Consider the following 13,824-nt stretch of genomic DNA (forward strand, 5'->3'; position numbering starts at 1 on the left):
AGCCATGATCGGGGTGGCCATGAGCAGTCTCATGCTCCGCCGCATCGCTCACCCGTAGCAATTCTCAAACGGGCACTAAGACTGCAACATGCAGGGGTTCGCACCCGGGTGCGGACTACAAGACTGTATACCTGCGGTGAATTCTCGAACGGGCAATAAATCGCACCGACAACACGATCCCATAGCGGCATTCAGCTGGAGCAGGGGAGGGAGGGCTCTAACCCTCCCTCGCAGGGCTCACTGACGCCGAGCGCCCTCCTCGAACTTGGGTGCGTTCTGGAGCTGTTCCTTGGTGGTCATGACCACGATGACCATGTCAGCCGCGCCGCTGTTCGCCCCGGCTGCTGCTTGGTTCTGAGAGTTGTTCGTGCCGGCAGCCGTGTTCTGACCAGCCGTACCTGTTGTCCCTGTGGTGGCTGTCGTCCCGGTCGAGCCGGTGGTGTTCCCAGCGGTGGTTCCAGCCGTGCCGGTTGTGCCCGCGTTCTGCTGGTTGGACCGCATCTGCACCTGCTGCATGGGAATTGCGACATGGGTCTCGCCGATGCCGAGGAAGCCGCCCACATCGACCACGACAGCACGGACCTGTCCACTGCGGTCGATCAAGACGTCGCCGATTTCGCCGATATCCTCGTTGTTGGCTCCAAGCACATCCTTACCGATGATCTCGGAGGCGCTGTACATGCCCGGCTCGCGCTGGGTCATGAAGCTGCCGCCTGCCATGTTGGCATTGCCGGTGTTCGCACCTGTGGTGGCGTTGGGGTTCGCGCCCATCGTCGAGCCGGCCGGTCCGGCGGGGGTGGTCACAGGAGCCGTGTTGGTGGCCGGAGCCGTCGGCGAAGTCTGAGCGAGAGCTGGGGCTGCGATCAGGCCAGTGGCCATGAGGCAGGCAACCATGTGGGTCTTCAGCATGGGTTTCTCCTGACGTTGCGGGCTCACGTGAGCCTGAGGACACAACGTCGCACCGCGCTCATTCGTTCGATCAAGCGGATGAAGTCCGGAACTCCAGTGCTCTACCTCAGTTGATTTCCTGACCTATTCAGCATGGGTCCTGAGGAACAAACTCACCCCGCTTTGTGGCGGGGTTCTTTTGGGGCGCTTTGTGCAAGACTGGTTGTAATTTCAGCGCCGAGCCAGATGCTGCGCCGTCGAGTTCCCCCGCCACTTGCATACGAGATATGTCCTCTCACCGCTGGATCACGCCGCAGGCCAGACGGTCACCTGCATTCCCGGAGGGCTGGCTGCAGTAGTCGTCGGCCCTCGCGTGCACAACCAGTGCCGACCCGTCCTGATCGAAGAGCGGAGCATCGCCGCTGTTGAACCTGACATAGGTATTGAACACCTCCGCTTTGAGTGTGCCGCCTTGCTCTACCGTCTGGTTCGGCATGTCGCCTGCGTGAGGTCCGCCTTCTATCGCAAAGCCGTGCTTTGCGCCGCGTGGGTCGTAATGCCCGCCTGCCGAGTCGAAGCCGGTGGCAGGGTCGCATTTCCCCGTCTGGTGGATATGGAAGCCGTGCACACTCGGTGGCAGGTTGGAAAGCTCGGCACTAATAAGGACGTCATTCGGAGCGTCGATCAGGGTTGCTGTTCCCAGAGTGTTTCCATTGCGGTCCATGAACACAGCCTAAGCGCTGTTTGGAGTTGAGGTCGGCTGCGGGGACGATTGCTGCGCATGGGCCACCGGGGCGCACAGGCAAGCCATTAGGCAAAAGGGCAGGAATTCTAGCCTTTATGAATCTTCGCTCGATTGTATGCGCACCCTCCGGAAGACAGAACCGGTTCTCTGCGGACTCCCGTCAAAGGCCAGCTGGAGAAAGTCCCGACCTGTCGATGGAAATGGCCGCTTGTTCAGCTTGTTCCGCCGTCACATGGGGCAGTCCGAAGTAGCTTGCACCCGGATCCCACCGGGTCTCGATGCCAGAGAACGGAAAGGCGATGGTCCGCCCGCTGGACTCGCCATCGCGGGTGATCAGAACGGCAGCGAGGCGGTTATCCTTCGTGACGATCACATCTGTCACATAGCCGAAGCCCTGTCCTGCCTGCAGGCGAGCGTAGTCTCCGATCACCTCAGTGATACGAAACTCCCGCGGCAGACTGGGAGTGCCTTCTGTGCCGGGAACCAGGCCGTAGTGCGGTCTATCGGCATCGGAGAGATCGACCGTGACGCCCGCCTCACCTGGTGTGGGATCAACTTCCATCCACGGAACGCGGTAGACTGTGTCTGGGATCTGCACCGGACCACCACCTTCAATAACAATGGCCACCATGCGGCCGTCCCTGTCGACGATGAGGTCACGCACCGAGCCGATGGAACGGCGATCCTGTTTGGTGAGAACCGAGCTTGCGAGGAGCTGACGTGCCCGCCAACCATCATATACCGTCTGCGCGCTGGTGGCATCCGACGAGTGACCTTGAGCTGCCAGTGAGAGACAGGCGCTCCAACTGACAAAAATTACGATCGTGGTTGCGGCGAGAACTCGATGCATAACACTTGGCCTCTTTGATGCAGCGGCGTCAGCTTCCCTGCCTGCCTTCAATCTTCTGACCCTTTGGGGAGACAAGATACCATTCTCCGCCACTGCCCTTCACATCCTGGCCGGCGGTCGACCCGGGGCCTTGATCCTTCGTGAAATAGTAGAGCGGCATGCCGTTGTAGGTAACCTGCAACTTGCCATCCTTGCGCTTGAGCGTATCCACCATCGCGTCATTCACAGCCTCGCCTTTGCGCGGTGTCTCGCTCGTGATCACCGGGGGCCAGGCCGTTGCGCAGGCTCCGTAACAGGTGCTTGTGCCGGGTTTGTCTGCGGTGAACATATCGACTGCGCGCCCCTCAGAGTCGGTGAGGTATTGATCGAAGGGTTGTTTCTCGCGAACCTCAATTTTCGCTCCGCCTAACATCTGCGCGGTAGGGCGGTTCTGTCCCGCCTGAGCGGTGTCGATACAGGCCTGGTACTGATTGCCTTGGCGGAAGACACGCATTTGCTAAAGAGCCTCATGGGCCTCAGCAGGTGGCTTCTGTTCCAGCATGCTGATGAGCCTGTCGCACTCCGCCTGTCCTTCATCGGTCCGGGCGTCGCTTGTGCTTGGTTGCACCGCGACGGCAAGGATCATGATTGTCGAACCGATGAATGCTCCGTGCTTCATTGGCACCCTCCTAAGTTATGCTGTCGAGGAGCCGGCAATCATCCTCGTCAGGCGAACAGGCTGCGGGCTCTCTCGTTCCTGTGCGGCATTGATGATGCTATTCGGTGGTAAGCTGGTGTACTTCCATCCTAGGCAGCTGTGCCAAGCAGCGCTACTAAACGAATGCGCCGGATCAAACTCAGGTGCGTGCTTGACGTGGTTCCGGTGAACGCCAGGCTAGACTGCACGTATCAGCAATAACCTGGACCGAGCGGCTTCATCGGCTCATACCCGGCCCAACACCCTACACACCGGAACTGAATACCCAAGCCCAGGTGGCTCTTGACTCACCTCGCCCTGTTCGCCTGGCTGATCGGCGCTCAGCGGCGGTCTCAGACCTCCAAATTGGTCAGCCGCATGCCGCAGCCGGTTCAATCTCTTGAGCAGCGGTTCGGGATTTCTCTGCGCACAAACTGAGGGTGGCGGAGCATGCCGGCTTTTGCCTCCTGCACTGGTTCGAGCCATGCACCCGGTACCCTTTGGTTCCTGGCCCAATAAGCAAGGCACTGTGGCGAAAAGATCAATGAGCAGGCAGAGTACTCGTTGGGGTTAGAGGGACACCAGAAGAAAAACGCCATGGAACAGGGCTGACGTACGCCTCTTTACAGGCTGGCGAGCCCCGCCACACAAAGCCAGCAGCAAGAGGAGCGCACCATGGCAGACCAGAACGAGAGGCAGTCGGAGCAACTGGAGCGGCACTACAAGGTGCGGCAGGTCACCGACATACAGGCGTCCTGGACCGAGCAGGGGCGCGGCGAGGTAGGAAAGTTCACGGTCCAGCTTATTCTCGACAATGGTGTCGAGGAATACATCCTTCAGCCCGACGCCGACGATCTTGATCCTATGCTGAGGCTGTTTCGTCTGAGTGATCACACCACTTTCGACTTCGAGCGCAAGGTGCTGATGTTCTCCAACCTGAAGACAAAATGAGGTGATGAACCAGCGTCCAATGAATAAAGCGGACCGCGTCACCGCCCCATGATTAGCGGGCGGTGACCGTTCCTACTCCTACCAGACTGCTCCTCATCCGAGCTTGACGAATATTGGACAAGCCGCCCCTGCGTTTGCCACGCGGCATTGTAGGTATCAGATGCTGATGAACCTGTTCGACTTCGACTGGAGTGTCATTCTTCATGATCTTGCGTACATGGGCATTGCCTTCGCTCTTGCCTTTCCGATCGGTTGGGAGCGCGGCTGCGGGTACACAAGCATCGGATTTCGAACGTTCCCCATTGTGGCCATAGCCGCATGCGGCTTTGCACTTCTCGTCAAGTTGATGCCTGGCACCAATGCGGAAAGCCAGGCACGCGTGCTTCAAGGAATCATTTCGGGAATCGGCTTCATCGGGGGCGGAGCGATTGTGAAGCACGGCACTGATGTGCGTGGGCTTGTTACGGCAGCAAGTATCTGGAATGCCGGGGCGATTGGTGTCGCTGTCGGCTACAATCGCCTTAACATTGCAGTCGTACTGAGCATAACCAACCTACTTGTCCTGTGGTTGCTGACGCCTCTTGCTGAGCGGCATCGTTCTACATCCGTGGAAGACGGCGAGAAATGATCGATCTGTCCTCATCGGTTCGCGTTCTTACGCAGGTATGCAGACGCAGGAACCAAGACCTGCAAGCGTTCCGAGAAAACTTGATCCAGGACGATTTTGCTCGCAGCTTGAGCACGTTCGCCACTGAACCGTTGTGAGGAGGAAGCGTTCGTCCAATCAGTGCCGGATCACGCCAAGATAGTTGGCATTAGCGGACGCACAAGATCGGGCTTTACAGGGCAAACTCTTACCAATCCGTCATTTATTCGAAAGGGTGACGTCAGCTGCACATCTGCATTTTCCCGCCAGACTGGTCTCCGAAGACCAAGCAACAGGAGGAATAGCATGTCGCATTACCGCTACGCTGTCTCAGACTCATTTGCCCATCGCCAAGCATCTCCAATCAAGGCCTACCTGCTCGGAGCTGCCGCACTTGCCGCCGTGGCGACTGGCCTTTTCGCAGCGCCGCAGCAGTCCCTGGCTCAGGGGGCTCCCTCCCAGCAGGCCGCACCTGCGGCTCAGATGGTTCCTTCCTTTGCCGACGTGATCGACCGGGTGAAGCCTGCCGTCGTGTCGGTCAAAGTCGAGGTCGACGGCGCTGCCGCAGCCTCTAATTCGGCTGCCCCTAGTCGTCCTGATAGTCCCAACTTCAGCTTGCCGGACGACCACCCGTTCCAGGAGTTCTTCCGCCGCTTCCGTGGCGGAAATGAGAATGCGAGGCCTGGCCCGCAGCCATCTCCAAGGCGTGGCGGCGCTCAAGGCTCCGGCTTCTTCATCTCCGCCGACGGCTATCTGGTCACGAACAACCATGTGGTCGACAATGGCTCCAAGGTGCAGGTGCTGATGGATGACGGCCGCACGCTTGATGCAAAGGTCGTCGGTACGGATCCAAAGACAGATATTGCTCTTCTGAAAGTCGAAGGCTCGAACTTGCCCTTCGTGCCCTTCGCGGCGGAGACGCCGCGCATCGGCGACTGGGTGCTGGCGGTCGGCAACCCATTCGGGCTTGGCGGCACCGTCACGGCGGGCATCGTGTCGGCCCGCGGGCGCGATATCGGAGCGGGCCCTTATGACGATTTCATCCAGATCGATGCGCCGGTCAACCGGGGCAATTCTGGCGGTCCGACCTTCAACCAAAGGGGCGAGGTCGTCGGCGTGAACACCGCCATCGCCTCACCGTCAGGCGGCAATGTCGGCATTGCCTTTGCCATTCCGGCCGAAACGGTCCAGTCGGTAGTTGCGGAGCTGAAGGAAAAGGGTCGGGTCGACCGCGGCTACCTCGGCGCTCAAATCCAGACGCTGACGAAGGATATCGCCACCGCCACCGGGCTCGAGAAAGCAGAGGGCGCCATCGTGGCGGAACTGGCCGAGAACAGCCCGGCCGCGCAGGCTGGCATCAAAACTGGCGATGTCGTGCTCTCCGTCAACGGCAACCCGGTCAAGAGCGCTCGCGACCTGTCCCGCCACATTGCGTCGCTTGATCCGAACACCACGGCCACGGTCGAGGTCTGGCGCGACGGCTCCCGGCGCACAATAGACGTCAAGCTCGGTTCCCTGCCTGATGAGAAGGCTGCGTCCGCGGCTCCGGCCAGCCAGAACACGCCCATCGCCAAGCTGGGCCTGAAGCTCTCCCCCGCCACCGGCGGCAAGAAGGGCGTCGCCGTGGCCGAGGTAGAGCCAAACAGCCCTGCCTCCGAGCGCGGCTTTAGGGTGGGTGACGTCATCGCCGAAGTGGCCGGCCAGCAGGTGCAGTCGCCCGCCGACGTGCAAAGGGCGATCGAGGAAAGCCGCAAATCCGGCAGGAAGGCGGTGCTCTTCCGGGTCGAGGCGCAGAACGGCTCCCGCTTCATCGCCGTTCAGGTGCCCGCCGCGTAGCTGAGGCATCGCTTGGCAGCAATGCTCGCTCGAAGAGCATGACATCATCGAAGAGGCTGGCGGCAGGCGCGACCACTCGTATCCTGCCGCCAGCCTTGTTTGTGGCCAATGTTATTCGGCCAGCCTTCGCCAGCACATATGAAGAAACCGAACCGACGCAGAGCTTGGCCAATATTTTGAATGCGGTCATGTAGCCTGAGCCAGTCTTCCGGCGTTCTGTTAGCGCGAGGGAGTGAAACGCCGCATGATCGCTGTCGGAACGCTGATTTTTGTTCTTCTCCTATCTCTGATTGTGGTCCGAATTGCAGCCGAGGCCTTGATCCTCACGGGCATGTCACGGGAGGCTGCCCGTTTCCAGGCCCGCTCGGCCTGGACCGGCACAGGTTTTACCACAGCCGAGGCAGAGCAGGCAGTGAACCATCCGGTGAGGCGGCAGATCATCAGCACGCTGATGTTTCTGCGCAGTGCAGGCCTTGTAACAGCCGCCTCGACCTTGATGCTATCGTTCGTCAGTGTCGAGGAAAGAGGAGACGGGATGCTGCGACTGGCAGCGCTCATCGGTGGTTTCGCGGCCGTATGGATCTTCGCCCGAAGCCGCTGGATCAGCCAGTGGATGTCACGCGTCATCGCCCGTGCGCTCAAGCGTTACACTGATCTCGACACCCGAGACTATGCGGGACTGCTCCACTTGGCGGGAGAATATGCAGTCATGGAACTGAAGGTGCAGGAGAACAGCTGGCTCTCGGGCCGCAGCCTGGAGGGTCTGCGTTTGCCTGAAGAGGGTGTTCTGGTCCTTGGTGTCACGCACGCGGACGGTCGGTACGAGGGCGCTCCAAGGGGCAGCATGGATATTCGATCGGGCGATACACTCGTCCTCTATGGACGCTCGCCCGTATTAGCGGAACTGGGCCGCAGGCGGGCCGGCCCAGAAGGGGAGATTGGACACAAGGAGGCCGTCAAGATCGAGCGGCAGGTAGAGAATGAGGAGGCCCAAACGGGGGCCATCAATTCTGGATAGCGGATTGCTTGGCAGGAAGTAGGACCGCGTAGATCAACCCGAGCGTGACTCCGAAGAGGAGATGAAGCGCAACAGGCATTAGAGCGGGCTCGGGCGACACGGTTGGATCAGCGGCCCAGACGACAAGAAGCATGACGAGCCACGCGCCCGTGCCGAAGACTGCTCCCTTGAACCAGAATGGGCCGGGGAGGATTGGGGTTAAGATCGAAAAGAGGGGTCCCCAGAGACATGTGCCCAGCACGAAGTGAACAACCCAGCTTAGACCCAGTGGCGAGAATAGGATGCCAGTCAAGGCATGAACGGGATCGGGGCTAGGGGCAAGGCCGACCATAGCAGAGAAGAACACCACTCCGGACACAGCCGCCGAGGCGATAAGGCCAGCTATGATACCTTTGCCAATATCGATCATCACTTATCCCATTTTCCTGAAGTCTGCCAAGCTTTCATAGGCTTGAGGCCGGTCTGGCTTGCCACTCTTTCAGAACCTGGTCGCGAGACTTCGTGAGGCGCACCGCGTCATTGATCCATATCATCGGTACCGAGGTCTTGTTAGTACCTGGCTGTGCCTCGACTTCATCGAGAAAGATGACATGCTCCATGATCTCGCGAACGGTGCCGAGCCGGTGGTCATCGGAGGTGGGCACCTGCATACCCTTATGAATCCTGCTGAGATCAAGCATCGAATTTCTCCAGCGCAGGTGCGGATGGCATCCGTGAAAGCAGCGTGCCTAATGGCTCAACACCAGAAGGGCCAGGAGGGTTCAAGGATGAGCGCCATGCAGGCCTAATGAGATGTCAGGAGCAGGGCTGCGTAAGCCCCTGTTCCGAGTGCGAAAGCCGAAAACCGGCTCTCCCGATCCTCCGGCAGTTCTTCCTTGAGCACGTTGAGGACGACGCCGCCGGCGAGGAAAGCAAACAAGGAGCCAATAGCCAGCAGCGGAAGCTCTGTCATCAAGCCAATTCCCCAGCCGAGCAGAGGGGCCACCGCCAGGATCCAACGGCCTTCCCGATCATAGGTCCTGCCGTGATGCTCACGCAGGCCCTGGTCGTTGACAACGAAGTGCAGGCGCATGGCGATGCCGTAGATGATGAGGCTGCGCACGTCCGTCTCCTCCCTGTGCAGGAGAAGATAGCCGATCAGCATGTTATAAATCGCAAACGAGCCGAGATGGAGCCAGAAGGCTCCGCGAGATGGCCGCTTGTCGCGTCCAGCCCGCTCCTCGTTCCTGGCCGAGGTGCGGGCAAGGCGATCTAAGCCATAGAGGACGGCCAAGCCGAGGAGAGCGATTAGATAGGTGTGGCTCTCGAGCCCTGAGAGAAAGCCACGGTTCTCCTCAGTCTCACGGCGGAAGGTCTCCTGGTGAGCGGCGAGCTCCGGCAGGAGATGCCCGAACACATAGGCGACCGAGACCCCGCCCGCGATGGACAGCCACGCACTGCGGGGCGTCGTTCGCAGAAACACCATGCTCTTGCCGAAGACATGCATGCCGGAAAACGCAAGAGCGATGATGAGGGCGAGAGTGCTTTGAGACAGCATCGTGTCCTGTTCTGCAGCAGAGATGGCTTCTGCCAACGCATGCTCCCGGCAGGAGTTCTCGGCCGAGCGTAAGCAAGTCTCACTTTTCGCCGCGACTCTGCAGGTGAGAGCGGATATCGTGCAGGATGACGAGGTTCGTCGCAAAGCCAAGAAACGTAAGGCCTACCGCACCTGCAGCGGCTGCCGACAGGATAAGGAGAGCACGCAGCGCTTCAGCCCAGAATGCGATCACAAGGAGCCCTGCGCCAGCCGCACATGCCAATCTTCCCGCAAGCCGCAGGATAGAGATCATGATCGGACGGTTGGGGCACATAAGTTTACTCCTCTGCTCTCATGGCGTGAACCATCAGCACTGCGCCGGGTTGCCTCGTCAGACTTTTGTCTCGCCACGAGGGGAGATGATAATGTTCAAAGGTCTTCTACTCTGGATGATCGGTATTCCGATCCCGATCATTATCCTTCTGTTCCTGTTGTTTTGATCCGGGACATCATCATTGGAGGGTTGTCGCATGACAAAGCATCTCAGCTTTATAGTCCCGCTCTTCGCTTGTGCCCTGCTGCCGAGCGTGGCCTTGTCGCAGACACAACCCTCGGGGTGTGGCGATGCGGTTACGGTGCAGAGGGGTGATACGCTAAGCAGCATCGCAGAGCGCTGCGACGTCACGGAGCGGAGCTTGATGCGGCTTAACCCACGTATTGAAGGATCCCGAGACCTTCGGGTTGGTATGCAGCTCGACGTACGCGGAGACGTCGGCGAGGGGCTCGGGCGCCTTGGGTCCCTTGCGGGGCAGGCCGTCGGCACTTTGTCGGACTTCGCCCGCAATCTCGGCTCCTCAGCCCAGGATCTTCTCGACAGAAACCCGGATCTTCGCCAGCGTATGGAGAGCGTTGAGCGCCAACTCCAGAGCTCCGGGACGGGGTCAGTCAAAGGATCGGTATCGGCTACTCCGGCAGAGATTGCCTCGGGCGAGACGCTAACGGTGACGGCACAGGGCCTGCCATCCGATACGCCAGTTGTCATCGGTGCGGGCCGACGCCAGGCAGCCTATGAGATCATTGAACGGGCGCGTACAGCGTCTGACGGTACCCTGCGTATGAACGTGCGTGTTCCCGATTGGGCAGCCGACATGAGGCAGCTGGCAGTCGTCGTGGCTGCAGAGAACAGTGATTGGAGTATTAGATCCGAGCAAATCACAGTGACTGGATCGAAGCTCTGGAGCGGCAATTGCCCTGGACAGAGCGAGCCTGCTGGCAACGGTCACGTTTACTTTGGCGTTCCACATCGGCACCATGACAGGCGAATGACACGATGTCCCTGAGCGGAATCCTGATAGCTCTCGTGATCCTCTTCATTGTCGCCACAGTCCCAGTCTGGCCCTACAGCCGGAGTTGGGGATTGTGGCCCAGCGGGGCTCTTGGGCTCGTGCTGGCGGCCATTGTGGGTATGCTGATCATGGGATAGTGCGGCCTTTGCCCGTGGCAAGCCGCGGCGTGCTACTACTGGGTTGGCTGGCGTGACCGGTTGAAACGGCTCGGGGTAGACCGATGTCATTGCTCAACTTCGGCACCTTCGGCCTCTGGGCTAACGCTCTGATCTTCGCCATGGCTGCAGCTTGCGTTTGGTGGGCCGGAACTCGCCTGACGGGGTATCTGGATGCCATTGCAGATCGAACAGGAATTGGACAGGCCTTCGCAGGCATGCTGCTTCTTGGAGGTATCACCTCCCTGCCGGAGGTGGCTGCCGTAAGTACCTCCTCCTGGACCGGAAATGCATCACTTGCCGTCAACAATCTCCTTGGAAGCGTTGCCATTAACGTCCTGCTGATTGCCCTCGCCGATGCGGTTCTTGGGCGAGACGCAATCACATCGGCGATAGGCAAGTCGACAACGCTCATGCAGGGTGTGCTCAGCATCACTGCCCTTGCTTTCGCTGCCATGGCTATCGTGTCCGGGGACGTCCCTGTGTCAGGTATAGGTGCTTGGTCGTTTGCCTTGTTTTGCTACTGTGTCTTTGCCTTCTGGCTTGCTGCCGCGTACGGGCGGCGCGCTCCCTGGCACACCGTCAGAGACGAGGGAACCGCGGTCGACACAAGCCAAGGTGCACCTGAATTTCGGGCTCCGCTCAAGCAAGTGTCGCTTACCAGCCTTATCGGGCGAACGTCTCTGGCCGCCTTGGTCATACTGGTAGCAGGCTTTGCCCTTGCACAGGCTGGAGATGCCATCTCGCAACTCACGGGCCTCGGCGCAAGCCTCGTCGGACTCGTGCTTGTCGGTTTTGCGACGTCCCTGCCGGAAGTTAGCTCGATCACGGCTGCCGTTCGTATGAAACGCTACGAGATGGCCTTAGGCGATGTGTTTGGCACAAACCTTCTCACGATCGGCCTGCTTCTGCTCGCAGATGTGTTCTACGCAGGAGAGCCTGTCCTCAACACCGCCGGACGATTTGAGGCAGTCGCGGCGCTCCTTGGCTTGATCCTTACCGCCGTTTTCGTGATCGGGCTCCTGGAACGCAAGAATAAAACCTTCCTGCGTATGGGGTACGACGCTTTGGCCGCGATCCTCATCTTCGTGGGCGGCATCGTTCTGCTCTACCTTCTTCAAATGTAAGATCTGAGGTCAGGAGCTAGCATCTATCCAAGGGGCGAAGCGACGGAACAACTTGGCCGTGGCAACGTTTGTCTGAAAGGGCCAGAAACAACCTAACATCCAGGAGCGGCATGCTCATGCCCCGCTTCCTCATTCCCTTTGCTCTTGCGCCCGCAACAGGGATGCTTCTGTTTGCAGTTGGGTATGCCCAAAATGGGCAGGTGCCAGATCCTGCCATCGTTCATCCGAGCGGAACCGATGTCGAACGCGGCCAGGCAATCGTGGTGGCCGCAGCCGGCGTTGGCCCGGGCGGCGCATGCTTTCAGTGTCATGGCATGGACGGCAAAGGCGATGCTGCGGCAGCCTTCCCGCGCTTGAGCGGGCAGGTCTACAAGTACCTCTACGATTCCATGAAGGATTATGCCTCCGGCGCTCGGCAGAACCCGATCATGACGCCCATCGCGCAGAGTCTCTCCGACCGACAGATCCGTGATGTTTCAGCCTATTACGCAGCGCAGGAGCAGGCTCCCTTCGTCTCGCCGGAAGCGGCTGATCCAAGACTCCTGCAGCACGGCGGAGCTCTTGCCGCTATTGGGAGCTCCGAGCGTAGCATTCAAGGCTGCATCAACTGCCACGGACCCGCAGGAGCTGGTTTGCCGCCGACCTATCCGTACCTTGCAGGCCAATACGCGATGTACATGGAGGCGCAGCTTAATGCCTGGAAAGGCGGAGCGCGCAAAAGTGACCGCCTCAGTGCTGTCGCCATGGAGGACATCGCCAAGCGCATGACGGATGAGGATATCCGTGCTGTTTCGCTCTATTACGCTTCGATCCGCCCACAGACGATCACCCCCGAACGGCTTCAGGCTGCGAGCCCTATGGTTTCCTCCCCACCGGGTGCAGTCCAGCGCCCAAACGCGAGGTGAGTGAGATGTATGCAGATCATACTATCCGCGCCCTGAGCGTAGCCCTGCTGCTGACCAATGGGGCCATGGCTCCAGTGGCCTTCGCTCAAGGCACTGACTCAAGCACCAATCCCGCTCAATCGGATAGCCGATCCCAAGTCCAAGAGGGAGAGGCTCGGCAGAAGGGGCAGGTTGCCCATGTGGGCGCGGGCACGACGGAGACCTCTACCACCGGTCATAGTGGACCAACACAACAATCGTCAGGCCCGCCCGGCGAGATCACTGTGCCCCCGCTGCCCAATGCGTCCTTATGCGATTCCTACAAGGACACCCCGGCTCACCAGGGCTGCCTCCAGGTTGTCCTCCGGCAGGAGCAGAAACCCCAATGAACGATGCCATATCCCGCCGTAATCTCCTGAAGGTGGTCGGCGCTGCCGGCGCAGCCGCCGCCGTCCCAGGCGCGACTGTTGCTGCACCTCAGCATATCGCTCAGGCGCCCGCGCCTGCGCCGGCCCAAGGAGCGGCCCCGCCCGTTTCCGCGCCACCGCAGACAGACGCCCTGTTCTTCTTCAACGATCAGGAGGCACGGTTCGTCGAGGCCGCGGTCGAGCGGCTGATCCCTGCCGATCCGGAATGGCCTGGTGCCGCCTGGGCCGGTGTCCTGTATTTCATCGATCACCAGCTTGCCGGGGCTTACGGTTCCGGGGCCAAGATGTATCTGAAGGGTCCCTGGGTTCCCGATGCCCCGCCGCAGCAGGGCTATCAGCTTCGGCACACACCGGCCGAACTCTACCGCATTGGCATCGAGGAGACCCGCCAGCATTGCCGGCAAGCCTACAATGGCCGCGAGTTCTGGGACCTGGGCGAGACAGTCATGGACGAGGTACTTAAAGGTCTTGAGAGCGCTCAGATACAGCTTCCCTCGCTGCCGGCACCGGTCTTCTTCGAAACACTGCTCGCCAACACGGTCGAGGGCTTCCTGGCCGATCCCGCCTATGGCGGTAACCGGGACATGGTGAGCTGGCGCATGATCGGTTTCCCAGGGGCCTACGCCCAGTACGTCGACCTCGTCGAGCTTTACGATCTGCCCTACACACGCCCGCCGATCAGCTTCGCGAACTCGGCCGCACGGCACGCCCATATTGCCGGTCACAATCACGATCATAATCAATAGAGGAGAGCGGCA

At 60.1% G+C, this 13,824-nt stretch carries 16 protein-coding genes; 8 read left to right on the forward strand and 8 right to left on the reverse strand.

Annotation, left to right across the window (positions count from 1 at the left end; translation table 11 throughout):
- Positions 1-237: 237 nt before the first annotated feature.
- The 5 genes from JQC81_RS17865 to JQC81_RS17885 all read right to left on the reverse strand — a co-directional run bounded on the left by JQC81_RS17865 (position 238) and on the right by JQC81_RS17885 (position 3,141).
- Positions 238-909, reverse strand: a complete 672-nt coding sequence (locus JQC81_RS17865; RefSeq protein WP_203273138.1) for a PRC-barrel domain-containing protein — start codon at positions 907-909, stop codon at positions 238-240.
- Positions 910-1,183: 274 nt separating this feature from the next.
- Positions 1,184-1,612 carry a superoxide dismutase family protein gene (locus JQC81_RS17870; protein ID WP_203273139.1) on the reverse strand — a complete coding sequence of 143 codons (429 nt, stop codon included), beginning with the start codon at positions 1,610-1,612 and terminating at the stop codon, positions 1,184-1,186.
- 181 nt (positions 1,613-1,793) lie between these two features.
- Complete coding sequence (locus tag JQC81_RS17875) at positions 1,794-2,483, reverse strand: PRC-barrel domain-containing protein (RefSeq protein ID WP_203273140.1); 690 nt, start codon at positions 2,481-2,483, stop codon at positions 1,794-1,796.
- A gap of 28 nt (positions 2,484-2,511) precedes the next feature.
- Positions 2,512-2,976, reverse strand: a complete 465-nt coding sequence (locus JQC81_RS17880; protein WP_203273141.1) for a COG4315 family predicted lipoprotein — start codon at positions 2,974-2,976, stop codon at positions 2,512-2,514.
- Between the two features lie 3 nt (positions 2,977-2,979).
- Positions 2,980-3,141: a hypothetical protein gene (locus JQC81_RS17885; RefSeq protein ID WP_203273142.1), complete on the reverse strand. Its 162-nt coding sequence runs from the start codon at positions 3,139-3,141 to the stop codon at positions 2,980-2,982.
- Between the two features lie 693 nt (positions 3,142-3,834).
- On the opposite strand from JQC81_RS17885, the gene JQC81_RS17890 reads away from it, so the two are divergent.
- The 4 genes from JQC81_RS17890 to JQC81_RS17905 all read left to right on the forward strand — a co-directional run bounded on the left by JQC81_RS17890 (position 3,835) and on the right by JQC81_RS17905 (position 7,610).
- The gene (locus tag JQC81_RS17890; RefSeq protein WP_203273143.1) at positions 3,835-4,110 is read left to right on the forward strand and encodes a hypothetical protein; all 276 of its coding nucleotides are present in this window, start codon (positions 3,835-3,837) and stop codon (positions 4,108-4,110) included.
- Positions 4,111-4,276: 166 nt separating this feature from the next.
- Positions 4,277-4,738, forward strand: a complete 462-nt coding sequence (locus tag JQC81_RS17895) for an MgtC/SapB family protein (RefSeq protein ID WP_203273144.1) — start codon at positions 4,277-4,279, stop codon at positions 4,736-4,738.
- Between the two features lie 324 nt (positions 4,739-5,062).
- Positions 5,063-6,592, forward strand: coding sequence for a Do family serine endopeptidase (locus JQC81_RS17900; protein ID WP_203273145.1), 1,530 nt, complete (start codon positions 5,063-5,065; stop codon positions 6,590-6,592).
- A 244-nt stretch (positions 6,593-6,836) separates the two neighbouring features.
- Positions 6,837-7,610: a TrkA C-terminal domain-containing protein gene (locus JQC81_RS17905; RefSeq protein ID WP_203273146.1), complete on the forward strand. Its 774-nt coding sequence runs from the start codon at positions 6,837-6,839 to the stop codon at positions 7,608-7,610.
- On the opposite strand, the gene JQC81_RS17910 is transcribed toward JQC81_RS17905, so the two are convergent.
- The 3 genes from JQC81_RS17910 to JQC81_RS17920 all read right to left on the reverse strand — a co-directional run bounded on the left by JQC81_RS17910 (position 7,597) and on the right by JQC81_RS17920 (position 9,183).
- Entirely contained in the window at positions 7,597-8,019 is a 423-nt protein-coding gene (locus JQC81_RS17910) for a DUF6789 family protein (RefSeq protein ID WP_203273147.1), read from the reverse strand. The genes JQC81_RS17905 and JQC81_RS17910 overlap by 14 nt on opposite strands.
- A gap of 34 nt (positions 8,020-8,053) precedes the next feature.
- Positions 8,054-8,290, reverse strand: coding sequence for a hypothetical protein (locus JQC81_RS17915; RefSeq protein WP_203273148.1), 237 nt, complete (start codon positions 8,288-8,290; stop codon positions 8,054-8,056).
- Positions 8,291-8,394: 104 nt separating this feature from the next.
- Positions 8,395-9,183, reverse strand: a complete 789-nt coding sequence (locus JQC81_RS17920) for a hypothetical protein (RefSeq protein ID WP_203273149.1) — start codon at positions 9,181-9,183, stop codon at positions 8,395-8,397.
- Between the two features lie 1,273 nt (positions 9,184-10,456).
- Between JQC81_RS17920 and JQC81_RS17930 the strand changes: the two genes are divergently transcribed.
- From JQC81_RS17930 to JQC81_RS17945, 4 genes are all read left to right on the forward strand, one after another.
- A complete protein-coding gene (locus JQC81_RS17930; protein ID WP_203273151.1) occupies positions 10,457-10,609 on the forward strand; it encodes a DUF3309 family protein in 153 nt (50 codons plus the stop codon).
- Between the two features lie 83 nt (positions 10,610-10,692).
- On the forward strand, positions 10,693-11,754 hold the full coding sequence (locus JQC81_RS17935) for a sodium:calcium antiporter (protein WP_203273152.1): 1,062 nt from the start codon (positions 10,693-10,695) through the stop codon (positions 11,752-11,754).
- Positions 11,755-11,870: 116 nt separating this feature from the next.
- A complete protein-coding gene (locus JQC81_RS17940; RefSeq protein WP_203273153.1) occupies positions 11,871-12,659 on the forward strand; it encodes a c-type cytochrome in 789 nt (262 codons plus the stop codon).
- Positions 12,660-13,023: 364 nt separating this feature from the next.
- Entirely contained in the window at positions 13,024-13,812 is a 789-nt protein-coding gene (locus JQC81_RS17945; RefSeq protein ID WP_203273154.1) for a gluconate 2-dehydrogenase subunit 3 family protein, read from the forward strand.
- The last annotated feature ends 12 nt before the right edge of the window (positions 13,813-13,824 follow it).

Origin of the sequence: Microvirga arabica (assembly GCF_016811235.1) — a bacterium.
Lineage (GTDB): Bacteria > Pseudomonadota > Alphaproteobacteria > Rhizobiales > Beijerinckiaceae > Microvirga > Microvirga arabica.